Raw genomic sequence first — 20,773 nt, 5'->3', positions numbered from 1 at the left:
CATGGCACGGCGTGACGGGTCATCCCTGGCCGAGCGCCACGGCGCCGAGCGCCTCGAGGACGGCATCGGTGTTCGGCGGGTGCAGCGACCCGGTACGCACGTCGCGGTACAGCCGTTCGAGTTCGTGACGACGGGACACCGACGACGCCCCGACCATGACGGGGATCGGAGTCGTCTTGGGCGTGAATTCCGATGTTGACGGCGAGCGCGGTCGCAGGCGCCCAATAGGCGAGATGTCCTGCTCGACTGCCAGTTCGGCGAGCGTCAGGCCGGCTCCGCCAAGCCGCTCTGGCAATGGCGCCCTGAGATGGTGAGCCTTGACGAGGTCGGCGAAATCCTCGGCGAAGAAGGAGTTCTCGGCGTCATAACGGGGCGCGCGGGCGTGGAGCCTGCGGTAGTCGTCCTCGGTGAAGAAACGGCTGCGGAAGCCATCGGCCAGCGGGCTGGTGCCGCTGACGACGATGGGCCGCTGGCCCGGAACCTCCGCAATGGGGCCAGCGGCGGACGGCGCGGTTTCGGTGACGGTCACCGCCTCAATGATGCTCACCCAGTGGGGACGAACCAGGCTTCCGGTCGCACGGATTGAAACGTCCGGCGAACGGGCGGGATCGTCGGCTGGGTACCGCGCGGTCGACGTTCGTCGACCTGGACGCGGGGAACCGACTGGCAGCGCTCACTCCGCGAGAACCGCGAAGCGCGTGTGCTTGACAGCGGCCCATCGTCGGAGGCGACCGTGGGTCAGGGATTCGACCCACGTGACACCGACAACCCCACGGGCGACGACGTCGTCGACCGCAGTCCAACCGTGGCCGGCGTCAATCACTTGACCGAGCTTACGATCTCTCTCACGAGTGAGGACGTCGAGGAGACCGCCGGGCGGTCATGGAGGGGTGGCCAGCGCAAGGCCACCGCGACTAGGGCGCTTGACCGTCCGCGTCCTGAGCCCAGACCGACTTCGCACCGGAGTCACCGATGCGGTAGACCTGCACCGTCGTCGCAACGCTCGCGATGATCACCACGATCGCAACGGCCCAAAGGGCGACGGCATTCATCGACTGCCCCCGGGTCTCGCGAATGTGGACGACGGCCAGCAACAGGGCCGCAAGCACGAGAGACAGCGAGAAGTAAATCATCGTGTCCCCCAGCTCGGTGTGTGCGTGAAGCAGGGGTGAACGTCCAGAACGGTGCTCCAACCACTCCCCTGCCTGCGTGGTGATGGGTGTCAGAACCGACGTGACTATCGAGAGCGTGAACACCAGCCATACCAACCGCTGCCGCGCCGGCCTCCAGACGGCACACGCGATCGCCAGGACGGCGGTCAGCGGAGCCAGCACGACGATGAAGTGAACCAGCAATGCATGGGCGGGAAGACCATTGATGGTCGTCATGCCGACTCCTCATTCAGCAGAAACGTTGGATACTCATCCAACTGTAACAGCCGCTACACTCACACCCGTGGCGGATGCAGACCTCGTGCGATGGCTGGTACTCGTGGTGCGGGTCCCGGCGGAACCGACGCGCCACCGCGTCGCCGTATGGCGCGAACTTCGGCGCGTGGGCGCCGTGTCGCTGGGTCAGGGCGCGTGGATCGTCCCGGACGCGCCGGTGTTCGCCGACGGCATCACCCGCACGATCGAGTTGGCCGACCGCGGGGACGGTGAGGTGGTCGTGTTGACCGCCGCGGGTCGCGGCGAGACCGACGCGGCACGGCTCGAGGCTCTGTTCACCGCCGAGCGACACGACGAATGGGTCGAATTCCTCTCGGACTGCGCGAAGTTCGATGCGGAGATCACCAAGGAGATCCGCATCCGCAAGTTCACCCTTGCCGAGCTCGAAGAAGAAGAGCAAAGCTTGGAGCGACTGCGACGCTGGCATCGCGAGCTCACCGCCCGCGACGTCTTCAGTGCATCCAACGCCGCCGAGGCGGGTCAGCAATTGAAGCACTGCACCGAACGGCTGACCGACTACACCGAGCGGGTGTTCGCTGCGCTTCACGAGATGTGATCCGGATGCCGTCTGGACGTGAGCCGGCCGCACCGCAACTGAGTGCGTGGCGGTTCATCACCACCTTCGGCACGATCAGTTTGCTCGCCGACTTCGTCTACGAAGGTGCCCGTTCCATCACCGGCCCCCTGCTGGCTTCCCTTGGCGCCACCGCGTTGGTCGTCGGAGTGGTCACCGGCGTCGGGGAGGCCGCCGCGCTCGCCCTGCGTCTGGTGTCCGGCCCGTTGACCGACCGCACGCAGCGGTTTTGGGCGTGGACGATCGCCGGTTACACCCTGACCATCGTCACCGTGCCGTTCCTCGGAATCGCCGGGACACTTTGGGCCGCAGGTGCATTGGTGATCACCGAGCGAATCGGCAAGGCGGTTCGCAGCCCTGCCAAGGACACCCTGCTCTCGCATGCGACAGCCGTGACCGGCCGCGGCCGAGGTTTCGCCGTCCACGAGGCGATGGACCAGATCGGCGCCGTCGTCGGTCCCGTGACGGTGGCGGGCGTGTTGGCGGCGACGGGTGACGACTACGCCCCTGCGCTGGGCGTGCTTGCGATTCCCGGTGTTGCCGCGCTCGCGCTACTCGTCTGGCTCTTGCTCCGGGTCCCGGAACCCGCCGGTTACGAGACAGCCCGGCCCCACGCGACCCCGTCGGTGACGGACGCGGGGCACGATGCGCGAGGCCCAGGACGGGCGCCGTTGCCTGCCGCCTTCTGGGCGTACTGCGCCTTCACGGCGACCACCATGATCGGATTCTCGACGTTCGGGGTGCTGTCATTCCACATGGTCACGGACGGCATCCTGTCGGCCGCCGCGGTCCCCCTCGTCTACGCCGCCGCGATGGGCGCGGACGCCGTCGCCGCACTGGCATCTGGCTGGGCCTACGATCGCATTGGCCCGAAAACGCTTGCCGCGCTGCCCATCATCTCGGCACTGATCCCGATCTTCGCCTTTGGCGGCCACGTGCCGTCAGTCGTCATCGGAGCACTCCTGTGGGGTGCGGCAGTCGGAATTCAGGAATCGACTCTGCGCGCCGTCGTCGCGGATCTCGTTCCGTCGCCTCGCCGCGCCACCGCCTACGGGGTGTTCGCCGCCGGCCTCGGCGCCGCAACGGCGGCCGGCGGAGCCGTCACCGGATGGCTGTACGAGGAGTTGCCCGGTGCGCTCCTGGCATTCGTGGCCGTCGTCCAGACCAGTGCCGTCGCCGTCGCACTCGGCATGGCGTTCCTTCGTCGGCGTGCGGAACGCTCACCGGGCACGCAGCGCACCCCTGGTTGACCACTCCCTCATCCCGACGTACCTATTCGGTTCACCCCGCATGGCTGAATCGTGCAGCGCGCCGGTGGATCCGGTGCTCGTGGCCGCGGGTGCGTCGACGGTCGCGGCCAGGCGCCGAATCGGCGTAGAACACCTTCTTCGTCACCTCGACGAGCACCAGGTACAGCAGGGCCATCACCGCCAGGGCGGCGAAGAACGCCAACGGCAGCGGGGTGAAGCCCAATGCCGTCGCCAGTGGGGACAACGTCAGGGCAACCCCGACGCCGATCACCGTGAAGGTCGCCGCCGTCAACACGATGCCGGGTCGGCTGCGATAGAACGGGATGCGTCGTGTGCGGATCGCGAAGATGATCAGTGTTTGGGTGGCAAGGGATTCCACGAACCACCCGGTGCGGAACTCGACCGGGCCCGCGTGTAGGACACCGAGCATCAGGCCGAAGGTGATGAAGTCGAACAGCGAACTGATGGGTCCGAACGTCAGCATGAACCGGCGGATGAATGCGATGTTCCAGTGCGCGGGGGCCTGGAGCTGTTCCTCGTCCACCCGGTCGGTCGGGATCGCGAGCTGGGAGCTGTCATAGAGCAGGTTGTTCAACAGGATCTGGCTCGGCAGCATCGGCAGGAAGCTCAGCACCGCCGAGGCCGCCGCAGCGCTGAACATGTTGCCGAAGTTGCTGGAGGTGCCCATCAGGACGTACTTGATGGTGTTGGCAAAGATGCGGCGGCCCTCGGCCACTCCGCTCGCCAACACCCCGAGATCCTTCTCCAACAGCACGACGTCGGCGGCGTCCTTGGCCACGTCGGTCGCCGTGTCCACCGAGATGCCGACGTCGGCGGCGTGCAGCGCCAGCGCGTCGTTGACGCCGTCACCGAGGAAGCCGACCGAACGGCCGTTCCGCCGAGCCGACGTGACGAGCCGTGCCTTGTGCTCGGGGGAAATCCTGGCGAAGATCGTGCAGTTGCGCACCCGGTCGTCGAACGCACCGTCCTCGAGCTGATCCAGTTCGGCCCCGGTGACCGTGCCCTTGCTGACCAAACCCAAGTCCGCGCAGACGCGTTCGGCCACGCGCGGATTGTCGCCGGTGGCGACCTTGACCTCGATGCCCAGTCCGGCCAGCCGGGCCAAGGACTCCCGGGCGGCGGCCTTCGGCTCGTCGGCGAAGACCAAGAACCCCTCCAGCGTCAGCTCGGACTCGTCTTCCGCGGCGATGCTCGACAAGCCGGGGGCCGGCTTGCTGGCCACGGCGACCACGCGTCGACCGTCGGCGAAGAGCGCTTCCAAGGTCGATTCCGCAGCGCTGGGCACCCCGACACACGTGGCCATCACCTGCTCCGGCGCACCCTTGACGATCAGCACCCGTCGGGCGCCGTCGCCCACCAGCGCCGAAGCTGCCCGCCGGGTGTGGTCGAACGGTCGCGTCGCGACCAGCGGAAGGGCGGCGACCGCGACGTCGCGCGCTCGTGGGGACTCCCAGAGCGCGGCGTCCAGCGCATTGCCCGATCCCCCACCCGTGTCGGGGTCGACCGCGGTCGCCAACAGTCCCAGATGAAGGACCGGGTCGGCGGAATGGCCGTCGGGGTCCAACGCGTCGACCAAGGTGATGTGCCCGTCGGTCAACGTGCCGGTCTTGTCGGTGATCAGCACGTCGATGTCACCGAGGTCTTCGATGCACACCAATCGCTTGACCAGGACCTTGAGCTTCGCGAGCCGACCCGCGCCCGTCGCCAGGCTGGTGCTGACCACGGCGGGCAGTAGTTGGGGGGTGATGCCGACGGCGATCGCCAGGGCGAACAGCACCGAGTCGATGATCGAGCGCTGCAAGAGCACGTTGGTGACCAAGATGACCGCCGTCAGCGTCACCGCAACCCACAGCAACAGGTAGGAGAAACGACGCAGACCCTCCTGAAAGGCGGTCTCCGGCTGGCGGGTGCCGAGCCCAGCGGCGATCCGGCCGAATTGGGCGTCCGCCCCGGTCGCGAAGACCACCCCGGACCCCTCGCCGGCACTGACGATGGTGCCCATGAAGGCCAGGTCGGTCGAATCGGCCAGACCAACACCGGTTTTCGTCGTCTCGGACCACTTCTCGGCCGCGCTGGACTCGCCGGTGAGGATGCTCTCGTCGCACTCCAGACCGGACACCTCGAGAAGGCGTACGTCGGCCGGCACGACTTCGCCCAACCCCAACCGGACGACGTCGCCGGGCACCAGTTCGACGACGTCGACCGTCGTGAACCGCCCATCCCGGCGCACCATGGTGGTGTGGCGCAGCGATGAATGCAGGTGCGCCGCCATGCGTTCGGCCCGGTATTCGTTGAAGAATCCCAGCCCGATGCTGGCCACCAGGATGACGCCGATGATGACCGCCTGCGTGCCGTCGCCGAGGAAGTACGACAGGACGGCCGTGCCCGCCAACAGGATCAGCAGGGCGCTGCGCAGTTGACGTCCGAGTACCGCAAGCGCGCTGACCTCGTGGGTGCGAACGGCGTTGGGACCGTGGCTCGTCAGCCGCGCGGCCGCCTCGGTGCCGCTGAGCCCCTGCCTCGTGCTGTCCAACCAGACCAGGACCTCATCGGCCGACGTGCACGCGACCCGCTCGGCGGTGACGACGCCCGGCGTCGTGGGCGAGGGTGGGGCCAACGAATTCGCGGCGGAACGCGTCACGAGGTGCGAGTGATGACGACGGGCGCCGAACCGTCGACTCCGACGATCAGCCCACGACGGGCGGTGGCTGCGGTCATGTCACGACTCCTTGGAGAGGTTGGTCGCGCGGATTCACGTCTCTCGCGCCATGTGTGACTCACGGTAGGGGCCACCACCCGCTGGGGGCGTGGGCCATTGGTCACCTGCGGGAAGGTCTTGCGGCACCGATTGACGGAGGGACCGTGCGCGAGCTGATCGGGGACCAAAGCCCCTTACCGCAACGCAACATGACCCATAGCGTCGACTGCGCGCGGTCAACTCTGCCCTGAACCGAGAGGACGACATTGTCCGACACAGTGATACCGCCCAGGGTCGGCCGCCTCCTCCCGCGCCGCGACGACTACGCCTCGCTCAAGCAGTCGTGGCGTCGCGACGTGCTGGCCGGGGTCACGGTTGGCGTGGTCGCCCTTCCACTCGCGTTGGCCTTCGGCATCAGCTCGGGGGTAGGGCCGGCAGCGGGGCTGATCACCGCCGTGGTCGCCGGGGTGGTGGCCGCCGTCTTCGGCGGATCTCACGTCCAGGTGTCCGGACCGACGGGCGCGATGGCGGTGGTCCTCGCCCCCATCGTCGCCGCGCACGGGCTGGGAAGCATCGCGCTGGTCACCGTGCTGGCCGGGCTGATCGTGGTGGCCGCAGGAGCGTCCGGCTTGGGACGGGCGGTGACCTTCCTGCCCTGGCCGGTCATCGAGGGGTTCACGTTGGGGATCGCCGCCATCATCTTCCTGCAGCAGATCCCGAACGCCCTCGGCATTCAGGCGCCGGCCGGTCGGGGGACCCTGCCTGCGGCCTACGACGTCGTCGCGACCGTGACCGAGAGTCGCGACTGGACCCCGGTTGCCGAAACCGTCGGCGTAGTGCTCCTCGTCGCGGTGACGATGGTTGCGCTACCGCGGATCCACCGTGGGATGCCGGCGTCGCTCATCGCCGTCGTCGCCGCCACCGTCGTGGTCCACGTCGCCCACCTGCCGGTCGCGAGCATCGGCAAGTTGCCGTCCAGCCTGCCCGCGCCGGTGCTTCCGACCGTCGACGTGGACGCGGTGCGGACCCTGATCGGCGCCTCCGTGGCCATCGCGGCGCTGTCGGCCATCGAGTCGCTGCTGTCGGCACGGGTGGCGGCGACCATGTCCCCCACCGGTCCCTACGACCCCGACCGCGAACTGGTCGGTCAGGGCCTGGCGTCGATCGCGTCGGGGGCCTTTGGCGGCATGCCCGCCACCGGCGCCATCGCCCGCACCGCGGTCAACGTTCGGTCGGGGGCTCGAACCCGGGTGTCGGCGATCGTTCATTCGCTCGTGCTGCTCGCCGTGGTGTATCTGGCGACCGGTCCGGTTGCGTCGATCCCGTTGTCCGCGTTGGCCGGTGTGCTGATGGTGACGTCGTTTCGGATGATCTCCGCCTCCACTGTGGGTCAAGTCTTGCGGTCGACGCGCTCGGACGCGTTGATCTTCGTCATGACCGCCGTGGTCACCGTGTGCTTCGACCTGATCGAAGCGGTGGAGATCGGTATCGTCGTCGCGGCGTTGTTCGCGCTGCGCAGTGTTGCGCGGCGCAGCAGCGTGGTCCGCGAGGAACTGCCGGGCCCGCATCAGCCCGGTGACGAGCAGATCGCACTACTGCGCCTCGACGGAGCGATGTTCTTTGGTGTGGCCGAGCGGATCTCGACCGCAATCGTCGATGCAGAGCACGAACACGTCACCGTGGTGATCATTCGGATGTCCCAACTCGGCATGCTCGACGCCACCGGCGCGCACACCCTGGCCGAGATCACCACCGAGCTCGAGGCCAGGGGCATCACGGTCATCATCAAGGGCGTGCAACCCGAACATCTGAGCTTGCTGGCCAACGTCGGGATATTCGACTCCCTGCGCCACGACAACCATCTGATGGACACCCTGGACGACGCGGTGGTCCACGCCCGTTCCCACGTCGTCACGGCCTGACCGTGCCGGCGTGCACGACGAGGACGCGTCCACGGGATCCCGCGTCTACGTGGTCGTGACTGAGTGCGACGTCGGAGAGTGGGTAGCGGGCGGAGATGCCGGGCTTCAGGGCACCGTCGGCCGCAGCTCTGGTGAGGTCTTGCGCCGCAGCTTCTTTCGCGGCCGGGGGAAAGTCGTCACTGCCGAGCATTCGCAGGGACGCATTGGCGAACAGCAGTGGCCAGAACGGAATGCCGGGGCGGTCGGCGCGGCTGGCATACGCCGCGATCACCGCGCCGTTGGCGATGACGGCCGCGTCGAGGTCGACGTTGTCGGACAGCGACACCTCGACGACTCGGTCGACGGCGCCGGCCACGGCGCGGATCGCCGCTGCCGGATCCGGACCGTCCAATGCGACGACCGAATCACAGACCCGTGGTTCGACTTCCGGGACGTCCTCGGAGCGCCGTACGGTGCCTACCACCGTCGCTCCGTTCCAGCGGGCGAGCTCAGCGGCCATCGAGCCGACGTTGCCAAGGATGCCGTGGACGAGCACGACCTTGCCTGCCACGGGCCCGTCGCCGAAGACACAGCGGTGCGCCGTGATTCCGGGGATGCCGAGACATGCGCCAAGTTCGTCTGACACGCCCGCGGGTAGCGGCACCGCTTGGTCGGCGGGAACCACCGTGAACTCGGCAGCCGTGCCAGACGGCCGATAGGACTGAGCGCCGTACACCCACACCCGCTGCCCGATTCGGTCCGTGTCGACGCCGGCACCGACTCCGTCGACCACCCCCGCGCCGTCACTGTGCGGAACGACGCGCGGGAATGCCATTGGAGTGCCGAGCCATCCGCTGCGCTTCTTGGTGTCGCCGGGGTTGACCCCCGAGACGGTCAACCGCACCCGAACCTCGCCCACATCTGGCTCCGGATCGGGCAGATTGCCGATCTCGAGCACCTCGGCGGCGACACCCTGTCGGTCATACCACGCAGCACGCATCAGAAGACATCCCTTCTCGGACTCGGTCGACAGTCACGGCCCAGTTGCCGTCGCGGCGGCGATGACCAGCTCGGCGGCCGCGTCCACGCGCGCACTCTGGCCGGTGACCAACAGGTCCTGGCACAGGCCACGGAGGCCGGAGACGACGAGCGTCGCGCGTACGCGTGCTTCGCGGCGCCCGTACCCAATCGCCTCGAGCGCGTCGCCGATCGGGTCGAGCATCACCTCGACCGCGGTTCGGGCGTACGGGCCGTAGGTCTCCGGATCGGTGGTGGCGAGGCTGAGTACCTGCAGCAGCATTCGTACGCTGCGCTTCTGGTCGCCCCGGGTCAAGCCGCGCCACAGGGCCCGCCCGGCGTCGGAGAACTGGTCGGCCGTCGCGACGTCGTGAAAGATCTCCCCCACCCTGGGCCTGCTGGCGTCGAGAGCCTGGGCCAGCAGCTCCCCGCGATCGCCGAAGTAGTACAACAACATTCGCTTGCTCGTGCCGAGCGCTTCGGCCATGGGAGCCAGGGACAGGTCGTTGACGCCCCGGGTCTCCAGGTAGTCGACCACGTCGGTCAGAAGGGCCGCCCGCTTGACGGGGTCTGGTGTGCGCGCCACTCCTTGACCGTACCGATCGGTACGCGTATGGTCAATGTTGTGCCGATCGGTACATGAATTCTGCGGAAAGGCTGGGAATCAGCATGGATCGGGTGAAGGTGGCAATCGTGGGTGCGGGCATCGGTGGCTTGGCCACCGCGCGCGCCTTGAGTTGCAAGGGTTTCGACGTCCGGGTCTACGAGCAGGCGAGGCAGCTCGGCGAGGTCGGTGCGGGCGTCGCGCTCGGCGCCAACAGCATCCGCCTGCTGGACCGGCTCGGCCTGCAGAAGCAGTTGGCGGACTACGGGCCGCGGTGGACGCAGTGGCGGTTCAGCGACGGCGGCGGCCGAGTGCTGACCGAGCAGGAGATGGACGGCAGGGTCCTCGGCATGTACCGGCCCGACCTCATCGCCATGCTCGCCGACGGCCTGCCGAGCGGGACCGTCTCCACGGGCCGCCGGTGCGTCGGCTTCCACCAGGACGCCAATCACGCCGTCGTCGAATTCGCCGACGGCGAGCGCGCGCACGCCGACCTCGTCATCGCGGCCGACGGCATTCACTCGGTGCTGCAGCAGCACGTCGTGGAGCCCAGCGACCCCGTGTTCTCGGGAAGCATCGCCTACCGCGGCGTCATCCCCGCCGACCGCGTTCCGGACTATCCGGCCACGGTGTCGACGATGTCGATGGGCCAGGGAAAGCACTTCCTCGTCTTCACCCTGCGAGGCGGGAAGCTGATCAACTTCGTCGGATTCGTGCCCAGCGACGACGAGATGCGCGAATCGTGGTCCGCACCTGGCGATCCGGCGACGTTGGCCCGGGAGTTCGTCGGCTGGGACCCGATGGTGCAGAAGATCATCAGTCACGTCGACACCACCTTCCGGTGGGGTCTCTACGATCGGGAACCCCTGTCCCGGTGGAGCAACGGGCGGCTCACCCTGCTGGGCGACGCCGCCCATCCGATGCTGCCGCACATGGGGCAGGGCGCAAACCAGTCGATCGAGGATGCGGTCGCACTGGCCGCCGTGCTCGACGGTGTCGATTCACGCGAACTCCCCGACGCCGTGGTGCGCTACGAGTCCCTCCGGCGCGACCGGGCAGGGCAAGTTCAGCGCAACTCTCGCAACGGCGGCCTGGTGTACGACAGCGGGGACAGCCCCGAGCGGGACGAGAAGCTGCGCGGCACCGTCGCAGACTTGCTCTGGTCGCTGGACTACGACGTCGAAACCGAAGTCCAGTCGTTCCTGGGCGCAAGCCGAACCTAGTTTCCGGCTCATCACATGTAGCGGCCGGCCCCAAGGCTCGGGCCAGGACGCCCTACATCCCGGCCCGAGCTGGCGATCACACGCGATTCCGCTGCGTGACGCGCGACGTGCTGGACCGGCGAGCGTCAAGCGCGAAGGCGCCACCACCGGTGAAGACCAGCAAGAGGAATGCGAAGCAGTACAGCACCGCTGGTTCGCCGTTGTTGACCATCGGGATGATGCCGCCGGTCGGCACGTGTTGGGTGAAGAACGCGAAGGCCATGACGCCGGACGCAACGAAGGCTGCGACCCGCGTGAACAGCCCGAGGGTGATGAGCACGCCCGTGACGAGTTCGAGGATGCCGGCGTAGAAGTACGGCCACACTCCGACCGCCGCGGCGGGGCCCGACGGCCAGCCGAAGAGGTGCGCACTGGCGTGACAGAGGAACAGCAGCCCAAAGATCACTCGGAACACGCTGAGGACTGCGGGTGCATGGGGATTGAGTCGGCCGTCGATGTCGTCGAGCATGGGGTGGTTCTCCTTCAGTTGGTTACTGCCGTCGATCGAGCGGCGTTGCTCGGGATGTCTCGTCGTGCACGATGTCACCGGCCGTACGCGTGCCCGACCAGGTGTCCAGTTCAGTTGCGAGGTCGAGTGATTCGACGACGGCGGTGCTCTCGTAGACGCCCCACTCGTCACGTGGCAGCATCCACATGATCTCGAACTGGTGGCCGTCGGGGTCGACGCCGTAGACGCTCTTGGTCGCGCCGTGGCTCGATTCGCCGGTGTAGGCGCCCGCTTCGAGCAGAGTCTGGCGAAACTCCGACAATTCGTCGACGGTGTCGAGCTGCCACGCGAGGTGGTAGAGCCCAACCGACCGACGAGATTGCGGACCCGCCCCGGGGACGCCAAACAGGCCGAGGTCGTGGTGGTTTTCCGAGCGGGGCAGCCGAAGAAAGGCGCCGTTGACGCGCGCGTCGCGAACGACCAGGTTCATCCCGAACGTCTCGGTGTAGAAGTGGACGGCACGCTCGAGGTCGGCCACGAAGAGCACCGCGTGGTTGAGACGAACGGGCGAGACGGTCATCGGGCTCCCTATCGGGGAATTTCGTTGTAGGTACAACTGCAGACGGTATCATCAATGTTGTAGCTACAACATACTGGGTGCGGGCCATCGTGCCTGTAGCTACAACCGATGGTGGATAGTGATGGTGTGAGCGCGAACGGGTTGGATCAACCGGAACTGGCAGCGTGGGTGCGGCTGGCGACGGTGCTGGAACTGCTGCCCGGCGTACTGGACGCCCAACTCAGGCGCGACGCAGGACTCATGCACTTCGAGTACTTCGTCCTGGCGATGCTCTCCGAGGCCCCCAAACGAACACTGCGCATGAGTGAGCTTGCGGCCCAGACCAACTCGACTCCACCGCGACTCTCTCACGTGGTCACGCGACTCGAGGGTCGCGGTCTGGTCGAGCGCATCCCGTGCCCGGACGACGCCCGTGCCACGAATGCCCACCTGACGGCCGCGGGCTGGCGCAAGGTCCGGCAGGCTGCACCGGGACACGTGACCAACGTTCGGGACAACGTCGTCGACGCGTTGACTGCCGAACAGGTGCACCAACTCCGCGACATCACCGAGGCCATCCTCGGGCGACTCGACCCCGACGGTTCGATGGCTGCGACCTATCACCGCTACGACTAGACGATCCAGCCCGCGGCCGGTGCTGCCCGTGCCGTCGCGGTCGGAGATCCGGGCGTTCACCAGCCTCGCCGTCGCGAGGAGACACGTGCTGGTGTGTGACATCGGGCGAAAGAATGACGTCATCGGCCCGTCGCTGCACACCGATTGAGAATCGGTTACGTTTGCTCCGCCAACACGTGGTGTAGATCCCGCCATGCGCGAACTGCGAACACGATGGGTCGTGAACGTCAAGCGATGGAACAGGTAGCGACGGAATTCTGGGGTCACATTCAGAACCCCGTGGTGTATGCGCTCCCCGTGTTCGTCATCAGCATGGCGATCGAGGCTGCCGCCCTGCGCGGCGATGCCCGACAAACAGCCGGATACGTCCAGCCAGAAGCACGGTCGAGCATCATGATCGGCTTCGGATCGTTGGCGTTCATGTTCGTCTTCAAACTCGTTACCCTGGTTGTCTTCTCGGTGCTGTACGTCGAGCTTGCACCCTGGCAGCTGCCCACCACGTCCTGGTGGACGTGGTTCGCGTTGCTGATCGCCGTCGACTTGACCTGGTACTGCAATCATCGCTTTTCCCACCGAGTGCGCATCGGATGGGCCGGGCACCGCGCGCACCATTCGAGTGAAACGTTCAACTTCAGTAGCGCCGTGCGACTGAAATGGAATCCGTGGTCAGAGGCGATCTTCTGGATGCCGTTGCCGCTGTTGGGATTTGCACCTTGGACGATCTACGTCGCCTACGGCTTCAACATGATCTATCAGTTCTTCCTGCACACCGAACTGGTGGGAACGCTGCCGCGGCCCGTCGAGTTCGTGTTCAACACCCCGGCCCATCACCGCATTCACCACAGTCGTCGCCCAGAGCACCTCGACAAGAATTACGGTGGAATCCTCATCGTCTGGGACCGAATGTTCGGGACCATCGTCGACGGCGACAGCCATCCGGAGTACGGGCTGTTCGGAACCAAGCAGTCCGGTGAGGGGATCCTGCAGCTTCAGTATGGCGAGTACGCGCGCATCGTCGCCGACGTGCGACGCACCCAGTCGTGGCGAGAGCGACTTGCCTACGTCTTCGCTCCCCCGGGCTGGCGTCCACGCAGCGCGGTGATGGCGTCGCCGACGATCCCTCGGGAGGTTCCGTGCTCAGTTCGCGTCACGGGCCGACGTCCGCCGCCTGACTAGACTTCTCGACCCATGGCCTACCTCCTGCAGCTCGACTCGTCCGCCAACCTCAGCTCGTCGACGACGCGGCGGCTGACTGCCGAAGCAGCCGAGCGGTGGGCCTCGGGTGGTCGGGACCGCGAGATCCGTCGGCGCGATCTGCACACCGACCCGCTGCCGCACTTGCCCACCAACGCGCTGCACTTCATCGCACCTCGTCGGCCGGAGGACGCTGTCGCGCCGTCGCAGGAGGCTCAACGGTTGCAGGACGAGCTGCTCGAGGAGTTGGCGGGCGCCGCCGCGGTGCTGATTGGCTCGCCGATGTACAACTATTCGATGCCGTCGACGCTCAAGGCGTGGCTCGACTACGTGCACGTCATCGGCGCCAACTCACCAGTCGGCGAGGGCATCGACCCCCTGCGGTCCAAGCCGGTGACCGTGGTGTCCGCGCGCTCGACGCCGACGGGCGTGGACCCGCGAACCGACTTCGTCCTCGGCCCGTTCTTCGCGATCCTCGGGGGCTTCATGAGCATGGACGTCGAGGGCTTCGTCGTGCATACCGATCCACCCGCGGCCGCGGGCGACTTTCACCGGCCCTACGACGTCGTCCGCGCCGAGGTGCTCGCCAGCATCGACCGCTGACCGAGCGACCGTTAGTGCAAGGCCTGACGATCTCGTCCAGGTCATTCTCGAAATCGTTCGGCCGCACCATGTTTCACTCCTACGGGGAGACTCCTGCCGCGTTCTCGGTGGCGCATCCACGGGCGGAATGACCGCCCCGGGAGAGTCCGGCGCCTAGGGCGTCGTCGTCCCATTCCCGACTTACTCGGTTCGGCGAGTCAGTCGGACGCAGGGTCTCGCAGCGAAGGAGTTCAGCCCGGCCGACTGGCGGATCACGCCTCGTCGGATTGCTCGGGCTGGACAACTGGAAGCTCTCAACACGATGGCGGCGCTCCAACGTAGAGAGTGCTCGACCCGACTCGGACCCATGGTTTGGGTCCATATGGGGCGGATGGAGTGTCCCCCGGAATCCACTGCCGAGGATTCATGCCCGGGAGCTGGAACTTTCTGGTGGTCCCGGCTGGTATCGAACCAGCGACCTTCCGCGTGTGAGGCGGACGCTCTCCCACTGAGCTACGAGACCGTGGGTGCACCGGACAATCACCGGTGAACGACGAGGAACTTTATCACGCACGGAGCCGGCCCTGGAATCGCGACCGCTGTGGCCGCCCGACCGTGCCGCTGGCGCGCACCCGTCTCAGGGCGTCCTCTCGCAACGGTGCGGCCCATGTGCGGCCCACCGCCCCGGGAAAGACGACTCTTCGCCCAGGAGGCCAGGAGAGGGTCGGCGGACCAACCGTCGGACCGTCGGACGCCCTTGGATCGCGAGCCTGCCGAATCTTCTGATGCTCAACCCCTTTTCGCCAGGATGCCGAGGACCACGTCGAACAGGAGGGCCCGGTGCAGCAAGGAGCACCAACGCCGCTGCGAACCGGCCCCCAATTCGGGGCGGCAGAACGGCCCACTTTCTGCCGTGTCGTCGAGATTTGTGGTGCCGAGCGTGGATGGACTATCGTCGTGCTTCGCATAGAGCGACGAACTCGCTCGAAGCACGCGGATGTAGCGCAGTTGGTAGCGCACAACCTTGCCAAGGTTGGGGTCGCGGGTTCGAATCCCGTCATCCGCTCGATGGTGCAGACGCATCAACCCCAGCGGTGGAGTGGCCGAGTGGTGAGGCAACGGCCTGCAAAGCCGTGCACACGGGTTCGATTCCCGTCTCCACCTCCAAGATGGGTCCCGCGCGATTAGCTCAGCGGGAGAGCGCTTCCCTGACACGGAAGAGGTCACTGGTTCAATCCCAGTATCGCGCACCAGCTCCACCGCAGGTCAGGGCATGTTTCTGACCTGCATACGCAGGGCTTGCAACCATTATGCAGGCAATCGTCAGTCGTCGCGGTTGCAGTTGCCAGCCGTATTGGCCTCAGATGAACGCGCCCGCAGGGTGGTACCCCGACCCCACCCGAGGATCTACCCAACGCTATTGGGACGGCCACGCGTGGCTTGACGTCCCACCACCACCTCCGCTGCCCGTGGTGGCTCCGCAGGCTCCCCCGCAGGTCCTTGTGACCGGCCCTAATCATCCGTTGCACCTCATCCTGACGATCATCACGTGCGGGTTTTGGATCCTGCCGTGGCTGTTCATCGCCTCGAGCAACCGGCGGCGATACCAGACGGTCGACCCAGACGGCACCGTGCGCACCCTGCGTTCTTCCCAGAGCACCACTGAGCGTCGGCTGGCTATTGGTGTCGGGGTGGCGATCGCCCTGTTGCTTGTCGTCGGGCAGGGCCACGTGGGTGGGGTCGTGGCCTTCGTTGGGGTCGTCGCGCTGTTCGGGTTCGCAATCCGCTATGCCGTGCAACGACTGTCCGCCGGGGACGACAATCAGGGGTCGATGTGAGTGTCGACGTGGACGGACAGCCCGTCGAGGTCGGTGCAGAGCTGGGTGCCGGGCACCGTCACATCCTGATCAACGTGGGCAGCTCGGCAGTACGTCTCGATGTCGGTACGGCCATCGAGGTGGCCGCTGAGATCCTCAACTTGTGTCGCGACGTAAGCGCAGTGGCGGCATCATGACGAGCATGAAGCACTGGCCGGTCCTGCTCGGCGTCGTGGTCGCCGGCATTTGTGCGTGGCAGATCATCCACTCACATCACCCGATCCCGCTGCTACTGCTCACCATGGTCCTCGTGGCAGTAGGTGCGGTCGGCTACGTGCTACGGCGGCAACGCAAGTAGGGACCAATTGCTGCTACCGGGCGGTCACGGATTGACGTATTGTGGTTAGCGGATTCAGGTCAATGTAAGCAGGAACTTCGGTTCCTCACCTATCGCGGCAAGGCAAGGCTGCGGCCAAGGTTTCACTACCGAGTGTGCGGGTCCAACTCGGAACCTCGGCCTCTCAGAGCAGCGCCTATTTCAGCACGTCCATCAGACAGGTGTGCGTGTCACGTCCGCGAAAGGTTGAACCGACATGATCCCTGCGTACAACGCCGAGCAGGCTGAGGAAATCGCCCGCGAGCAGGCCGACGAAGAGGCTCGCGAGCAGGCTGACGAGATCGCCCGTGAGCAGGCTGACGAGGAGGCTCGCGAAGTCGCCAGCGATGCCTATGACGAGGCGTATCGCGATGCTTACGACGAGGCGTATCAGGAAGCCTATGGCGAGGCTTATGGTGAGGCGTTTCAATTGGCTTACGACGAGGCCATCGCGAATATGCATTAGAACCAAGCGGGACTGGACGGCCCGCTCCCCAATCCGCGGGGGGCGGGCCGTTTCTCGTTTGTCCCACCGGTCACGGCTAGTAACGGCAATGTGGCGCAAGGGAATTGGCGACACGCCGAACGAACGGAAATCGCGCGTTTTGCACGGTAAACCCGTGCCAACGTTGGTCCATGCACGACAGCACCAACACCGACGACGAACCCGACGAGCTGCTCTGGTCGTATCAGCAGACCAGCGCCAAAATGGGCGACCTGAGCCAGCGAGGCGTGTCACGCCTCGCTGATCGCGGCGAGATCACTCGGATTCATGTCGGCAAGAGGGCTTTCATCGTCGCGGCCAGTGTCCGCGAGTACGTCGCCCGGCGGATGGCTCAGGGATGAGCGCGGCGACGGGTCCACCCGGCCCCACAGACGGCGACGGCCGGACTTGGCAGCCCGGCCATCCCCTACAACATCAACAACATCGACCGGCGACCAAACCAACCGATGCTCAACACGATAGCGCGACGTGGCGACATGTCACCAGTCGCCAGGTCAACCACGTCCTCGACGTCTGCCTGTTCGCCGCTCCGTTGATCGGCGATCCCGACGGCCTCCCGTGGCCCGGCACTGCCGAATGGATGAACCTGTGCGACGCCGACAAGCGCCGCTCGCTACTGCGTGCCGGCGTGGTGGCGACGCTGAACGAAGATGCGCACCAGGCGGCGATGCGCCAAGCAGCGCAGGCCATTCGGGATAGCGAGGACTGGGCTGCGGTCGCACGCCGGCAGGCGCAGCGGCGCACGGCCATCGCGGACGGCGCTTACATCCCGAGGGTGGTGGTGTCATGACCGACGAACTCCTCGACTGGCAAGCCGAAGTAGAACACCGCGACCACGCAGGCGTCCACCGTGGGCAGGCTCGCATGGCCTACCGCATGGCCGCCAGGTACGCCGGCGAGCTTCTGTTCGTCAACGGTCTTGGCTGGCATCACTGGGACGGCACGCGGTGGTGCGCCGACGTTCGTGGTGTCGCCAAGCGCAACGTGCTCGCCGAGTTACGCACCGCACTCGCCGAGAGCCTTGACGATAAGGAACTCCGCGCCGACGTGCGCAAGTGCGAGTCCGCCAGCGGTGTCAACGGTGTCCTCGACTTGGCCTCGGCTTTAGAGCCATTCGCCTACGCCGTCGCCGACCTCGACGCCGACGCCCACCTGTTGAACGTCGCCAACGGGGTGCTCGACCTGCACTCCATGGAACTCGGTGACCATCGGCCGGCCGACAAGATCACCAAGGTATGCCGGGGTGCATACAACGACGACACCACGGCGCCAGTGTGGGAAGCATTCCTCAACCGTGTCCTACCTGACGAGGCCACCCGCGAGTTCGTGCAACGACTCGTCGGCGTCGGACTCCTCGGTGCCGTACACGAGCACGTACTCCCAATCTTCACCGGCACCGGCGCCAACGGAAAATCAGTCTGGGACAAAGCGATCAGGTGGACCCTCGGTGACTACGCCTGCACCGCAGAACCCGACCTGTTCATGCACCGCGAAGGCGCACACCCAACAGGGGAAATGGACTTGCGTGGCGTGCGCTGGGTCGCAGTATCCGAGTCGGAGAAGGACCGCCGGCTAGCCGAGGCCACCATGAAACGTTTGACCGGCGGCGACACCATCCGCGCGCGCCGCATGCGCCAAGACTTCGTGGAGTTCAAACCGTCGCACACACCTCTGCTGATCACCAACCACCTACCTCGAGTCTCTGGCGACGATCCGGCGATCTGGCGACGGCTCCGCGTCGTTCCGTTCGACGTCGTGATCCCCGACGACGAACAGGACCGCCAGCTCGATGACCGTCTACAGCTGGAGGCCGACGGCATCCTCACCTGGATCATCGACGGCTACAAGGCCTACACGGAACGCGGCCTCGACGAGCCAGCCTCGGTGCGGGTAGCCACCGACGCCTACCAGAAGGCCAGTGACGCCGTCGCCAGGTTCATCGACGAATGCTGCACCACGTCAAGCCCAGTCCTGCAATCAACCACCTCTCAGCTCTTCGATGAGTGGGAGAAGTGGCGTATCGCCGACGGCGCTGAACCGATAAGCCTCAAGGCATTCGGGCAGGCGATCACCGACAAGGGGTATCCCGCAGGCCGGCCAAGCAACGGCAAGAAATGGCGCCGCGGTATCGCGCTCCTGACTAGGGAGGCGGTCGACCGTGACGCCGAATAGCACCCATAGCACCCTTTTCCTGGTTCGCCTACGCGTGCGCGCGCTATGGCGTCATACCGGGAATGGGTGCTATGGGTACTTTCCTCTGGTCAGAGCGTTTTGGGGTGGTGGGGAGTTGTGATCCCCGCCGAGTGCCACGTCTGCAATGACGTCGTTGCGTGCGGGCAGACCGATGGGCTGAACCGCTTCTGCCATCTGGGATGCCAGCCGACATTGGACCCCGACGAGCGCCATCCCCTGCTTGCTCCATGGTCTACGTGCTTCGGCATGAGATGGGCCTTGGACACCACTACCGAGATTGACCGACCAGAAGGAGAAGAACCATGACCATCCGCGCCGACGATGCCCTGAAGTACGCCGCAGCGATCCTGAAATCCACCGCCGACTGGACCGACGACGCAATCGGCGGGTCAGGCTGCGACGCCGGCCACGACATCGAACGGGACGCCCTCAATGATGTGGTCCGCGAAATCGCCGAACTCGCCAGCACCTACGGCGATTTACACCACTACAGCGACGGCCGTCAGGTGCAGTCGCGCGCCACCATCGAGTATGGCGTCTACACCTGTCATATCTGGAAACCTGACCCGCACGCCGAGGAACCTCTCACGTGGACTGGGGAGCTTGGCCACGATCCTGGCACCAAGCCACGCGGGCAGTACACCGTCACCACCGACCCTCTCACGCAGCAGATCAACGTCTGCGTCATCAAGGCCTTGGCCCTCGCCGGAGCCATCGACCCGGAGGTCGTCCGATGAGCCTGTGGACCATCCTCGACGCCAGCGGCCGGCGCGCCAGCATCGAAGCGACCGACGTCACGACCCGTCGGGATGGCAGCTTGCTTCTACTGCGCGAGGACGGCAACAGCATGCCGGTGCGACTGGTGCCGGTCTTTGCGCTCAGCCGTGGTGCCTGGCATTCGGCGTGGGTGGACGGGGCTGAAGTCAACTGGAGCTCAGCGGAATCGGCACCAGAACCGGCACCTGCACCGCCTCGTCTCCTCGCCAACGTTGTGTCCGACGAGGCCGACGTGTTCGCCGAATCGCGCCGCGCTGCTGTGGCCGACCGCCTCGCCGCACTCCCACAAACCTGGGAGGAAAACCATGACCGGTGAACCCGAGCACCGCTGCGGGAGGACGAACAAACACGGCACTGCGTGCGGCCATGCGGTCCACGCCGCCGGCGCCCCATGCCCAGACCACGCCCACGACGCCATCGTCATCGAACCTGACCGTCGGTTCGTCTGCGTGAGCTGGCCTACGGGTGGGGGTGTGAACGCCAGCTACTGGGGTTCGCACGCCGAGGCGGAAGCTGCCAGGCCGCCCGACGGCTCTCCGTATCTTGTGCTCGACCGAGCGAAGTACACCAATAGCCCCGACCTCGATCCGCCCCCGCCGGCACCCCGGATGCGCCGCACCGGCAGCCAAGGCCAGACCTCACGACAATGAACAGGAGAACACCATGACCGAACCCACCGACCACGCGCTCGCCACCACCCTCACCGCAGGCATCGTCGATGTGATGACCCAGTTGGGCCCGAACTTGGCCTGCCTGTCGTCACTCACCCGCGCGGTGGCATTGCTCGACGACGGCAACCCTGTGCTGATGTCGTGCGCAACGGAACTCGACAAGGTCAGGTTGCTCCTCGGTCCGGCACTGTTCGACGCGTGCACCAGGGTCGGGTACCCCAAGAGTTAGTTAGGTCGGCT

23 protein-coding genes, 4 tRNA genes and 1 pseudogene are annotated in these 20,773 nt (G+C 66.3%); 20 read left to right on the top strand and 8 right to left on the bottom strand.

Features of this window, described 5'->3' with window-relative positions; genetic code table 11:
- Nucleotides 1-19: 19 nt before the first annotated feature.
- Together H7J06_RS24825 and H7J06_RS24820 are read right to left on the bottom strand one after the other, a co-directional pair.
- Nucleotides 20-529 carry a hypothetical protein gene (locus H7J06_RS24825; protein ID WP_264042048.1) on the bottom strand — a complete coding sequence of 170 codons (510 nt, stop codon included), beginning with the start codon at nucleotides 527-529 and terminating at the stop codon, nucleotides 20-22.
- A gap of 385 nt (nucleotides 530-914) precedes the next feature.
- A complete protein-coding gene (locus H7J06_RS24820) occupies nucleotides 915-1,388 on the bottom strand; it encodes a DUF2231 domain-containing protein (protein ID WP_264042047.1) in 474 nt (157 codons plus the stop codon).
- A gap of 67 nt (nucleotides 1,389-1,455) precedes the next feature.
- Here H7J06_RS24820 and H7J06_RS24815 point away from each other — a divergent pair, with 67 nt between their 5' ends.
- A complete protein-coding gene (locus tag H7J06_RS24815; protein WP_264042046.1) occupies nucleotides 1,456-2,004 on the top strand; it encodes a Chromate resistance protein ChrB in 549 nt (182 codons plus the stop codon).
- A gap of 5 nt (nucleotides 2,005-2,009) precedes the next feature.
- On the top strand, nucleotides 2,010-3,272 hold the full coding sequence (locus H7J06_RS24810; protein WP_264042045.1) for an MFS transporter: 1,263 nt from the start codon (nucleotides 2,010-2,012) through the stop codon (nucleotides 3,270-3,272).
- A 31-nt stretch (nucleotides 3,273-3,303) separates the two neighbouring features.
- Here the strand turns inward: H7J06_RS24810 and mgtA are convergent, their stop codons facing one another.
- Nucleotides 3,304-5,934 carry a magnesium-translocating P-type ATPase gene (gene mgtA, locus H7J06_RS24805; protein WP_264042043.1) on the bottom strand — a complete coding sequence of 877 codons (2,631 nt, stop codon included), beginning with the start codon at nucleotides 5,932-5,934 and terminating at the stop codon, nucleotides 3,304-3,306.
- Between the two features lie 323 nt (nucleotides 5,935-6,257).
- Here mgtA and H7J06_RS24800 point away from each other — a divergent pair, with 323 nt between their 5' ends.
- Nucleotides 6,258-7,913, top strand: coding sequence for a SulP family inorganic anion transporter (locus H7J06_RS24800; protein WP_264042041.1), 1,656 nt, complete (start codon nucleotides 6,258-6,260; stop codon nucleotides 7,911-7,913).
- Here H7J06_RS24800 and H7J06_RS24795 read toward each other — a convergent pair.
- Nucleotides 7,903-8,892, bottom strand: coding sequence for an NADPH:quinone reductase (locus H7J06_RS24795; RefSeq protein ID WP_264042039.1), 990 nt, complete (start codon nucleotides 8,890-8,892; stop codon nucleotides 7,903-7,905). The two genes, H7J06_RS24800 and H7J06_RS24795, sit on opposite strands and share 11 nt — an antisense overlap.
- Before the next feature lie 33 nt (nucleotides 8,893-8,925).
- The gene (locus H7J06_RS24790; protein ID WP_264042037.1) at nucleotides 8,926-9,495 is read right to left on the bottom strand and encodes a TetR/AcrR family transcriptional regulator; all 570 of its coding nucleotides are present in this window, start codon (nucleotides 9,493-9,495) and stop codon (nucleotides 8,926-8,928) included.
- 92 nt (nucleotides 9,496-9,587) lie between these two features.
- On the opposite strand from H7J06_RS24790, the gene H7J06_RS24785 reads away from it, so the two are divergent.
- Nucleotides 9,588-10,736, top strand: coding sequence for an FAD-dependent monooxygenase (locus H7J06_RS24785; protein ID WP_264042035.1), 1,149 nt, complete (start codon nucleotides 9,588-9,590; stop codon nucleotides 10,734-10,736).
- A 76-nt stretch (nucleotides 10,737-10,812) separates the two neighbouring features.
- On the opposite strand, the gene H7J06_RS24780 is transcribed toward H7J06_RS24785, so the two are convergent.
- Both H7J06_RS24780 and H7J06_RS24775 read right to left on the bottom strand, forming a co-directional pair.
- The gene (locus H7J06_RS24780; protein WP_264042034.1) at nucleotides 10,813-11,244 is read right to left on the bottom strand and encodes a DoxX family protein; all 432 of its coding nucleotides are present in this window, start codon (nucleotides 11,242-11,244) and stop codon (nucleotides 10,813-10,815) included.
- A 22-nt stretch (nucleotides 11,245-11,266) separates the two neighbouring features.
- Entirely contained in the window at nucleotides 11,267-11,803 is a 537-nt protein-coding gene (locus H7J06_RS24775) for a VOC family protein (protein ID WP_264042032.1), read from the bottom strand.
- A gap of 126 nt (nucleotides 11,804-11,929) precedes the next feature.
- Between H7J06_RS24775 and H7J06_RS24770 the strand changes: the two genes are divergently transcribed.
- From H7J06_RS24770 to H7J06_RS24760, 3 genes are all read left to right on the top strand, one after another.
- Complete coding sequence (locus tag H7J06_RS24770; protein ID WP_264042030.1) at nucleotides 11,930-12,418, top strand: MarR family winged helix-turn-helix transcriptional regulator; 489 nt, start codon at nucleotides 11,930-11,932, stop codon at nucleotides 12,416-12,418.
- A gap of 234 nt (nucleotides 12,419-12,652) precedes the next feature.
- On the top strand, nucleotides 12,653-13,594 hold the full coding sequence (locus H7J06_RS24765) for a sterol desaturase family protein (protein ID WP_264042028.1): 942 nt from the start codon (nucleotides 12,653-12,655) through the stop codon (nucleotides 13,592-13,594).
- A 12-nt stretch (nucleotides 13,595-13,606) separates the two neighbouring features.
- Nucleotides 13,607-14,215 (top strand): NAD(P)H-dependent oxidoreductase, encoded by a 609-nt coding sequence (locus tag H7J06_RS24760; RefSeq protein WP_264042026.1) that lies wholly within the window; start codon nucleotides 13,607-13,609, stop codon nucleotides 14,213-14,215.
- Between the two features lie 427 nt (nucleotides 14,216-14,642).
- Here H7J06_RS24760 and H7J06_RS24755 read toward each other — a convergent pair.
- Nucleotides 14,643-14,717 (bottom strand) — tRNA-Val (locus H7J06_RS24755).
- A 470-nt stretch (nucleotides 14,718-15,187) separates the two neighbouring features.
- Here H7J06_RS24755 and H7J06_RS24750 point away from each other — a divergent pair.
- The 13 genes and pseudogenes from H7J06_RS24750 (at nucleotide 15,188) to H7J06_RS24690 (ending at nucleotide 20,762) form a co-directional block, all read left to right on the top strand.
- Nucleotides 15,188-15,260: transfer RNA gene (locus H7J06_RS24750), tRNA-Gly, on the top strand.
- 27 nt (nucleotides 15,261-15,287) lie between these two features.
- Nucleotides 15,288-15,361 (top strand) — tRNA-Cys (locus H7J06_RS24745).
- Nucleotides 15,362-15,372: 11 nt separating this feature from the next.
- A tRNA-Val gene (locus H7J06_RS24740) sits at nucleotides 15,373-15,447 on the top strand.
- A gap of 57 nt (nucleotides 15,448-15,504) precedes the next feature.
- A pseudogene (locus tag H7J06_RS32470) lies at nucleotides 15,505-15,645 on the top strand (DUF2510 domain-containing protein); the annotation flags it as partial.
- 51 nt (nucleotides 15,646-15,696) lie between these two features.
- On the top strand, nucleotides 15,697-16,032 hold the full coding sequence (locus H7J06_RS24730; RefSeq protein ID WP_264042121.1) for a hypothetical protein: 336 nt from the start codon (nucleotides 15,697-15,699) through the stop codon (nucleotides 16,030-16,032).
- A 181-nt stretch (nucleotides 16,033-16,213) separates the two neighbouring features.
- Nucleotides 16,214-16,369 carry a hypothetical protein gene (locus H7J06_RS24725; RefSeq protein ID WP_264042024.1) on the top strand — a complete coding sequence of 52 codons (156 nt, stop codon included), beginning with the start codon at nucleotides 16,214-16,216 and terminating at the stop codon, nucleotides 16,367-16,369.
- 235 nt (nucleotides 16,370-16,604) lie between these two features.
- Entirely contained in the window at nucleotides 16,605-16,853 is a 249-nt protein-coding gene (locus H7J06_RS24720; RefSeq protein ID WP_264042022.1) for a hypothetical protein, read from the top strand.
- Nucleotides 16,854-17,023: 170 nt separating this feature from the next.
- On the top strand, nucleotides 17,024-17,233 hold the full coding sequence (locus tag H7J06_RS24715) for a DNA-binding protein (protein WP_264042020.1): 210 nt from the start codon (nucleotides 17,024-17,026) through the stop codon (nucleotides 17,231-17,233).
- Nucleotides 17,230-17,682 carry a DUF2742 domain-containing protein gene (locus H7J06_RS24710; RefSeq protein WP_264042018.1) on the top strand — a complete coding sequence of 151 codons (453 nt, stop codon included), beginning with the start codon at nucleotides 17,230-17,232 and terminating at the stop codon, nucleotides 17,680-17,682. The genes H7J06_RS24715 and H7J06_RS24710 overlap by 4 nt, the downstream gene beginning before the upstream one ends.
- Complete coding sequence (locus tag H7J06_RS24705) at nucleotides 17,679-19,064, top strand: DNA primase family protein (protein ID WP_264042017.1); 1,386 nt, start codon at nucleotides 17,679-17,681, stop codon at nucleotides 19,062-19,064. The genes H7J06_RS24710 and H7J06_RS24705 overlap by 4 nt, the downstream gene beginning before the upstream one ends.
- A gap of 323 nt (nucleotides 19,065-19,387) precedes the next feature.
- Complete coding sequence (locus tag H7J06_RS24700) at nucleotides 19,388-19,822, top strand: hypothetical protein (RefSeq protein WP_264042015.1); 435 nt, start codon at nucleotides 19,388-19,390, stop codon at nucleotides 19,820-19,822.
- Nucleotides 19,819-20,178, top strand: coding sequence for a hypothetical protein (locus H7J06_RS24695; RefSeq protein WP_264042013.1), 360 nt, complete (start codon nucleotides 19,819-19,821; stop codon nucleotides 20,176-20,178). Before H7J06_RS24700 ends, H7J06_RS24695 begins: the two co-directional genes overlap by 4 nt.
- Nucleotides 20,179-20,525: 347 nt before the next feature.
- Nucleotides 20,526-20,762 (top strand): hypothetical protein, encoded by a 237-nt coding sequence (locus tag H7J06_RS24690; RefSeq protein ID WP_264042011.1) that lies wholly within the window; start codon nucleotides 20,526-20,528, stop codon nucleotides 20,760-20,762.
- The last annotated feature ends 11 nt before the right edge of the window (nucleotides 20,763-20,773 follow it).

Origin of the sequence: Mycolicibacterium hodleri, assembly GCF_025822245.1 — a bacterium.
GTDB lineage: Bacteria > Actinomycetota > Actinomycetes > Mycobacteriales > Mycobacteriaceae > Mycobacterium > Mycobacterium hodleri.
The sequence above is the reverse complement of the archived record's forward strand: the minus strand, read 5'-3'. Positions and strand labels throughout refer to the sequence as shown.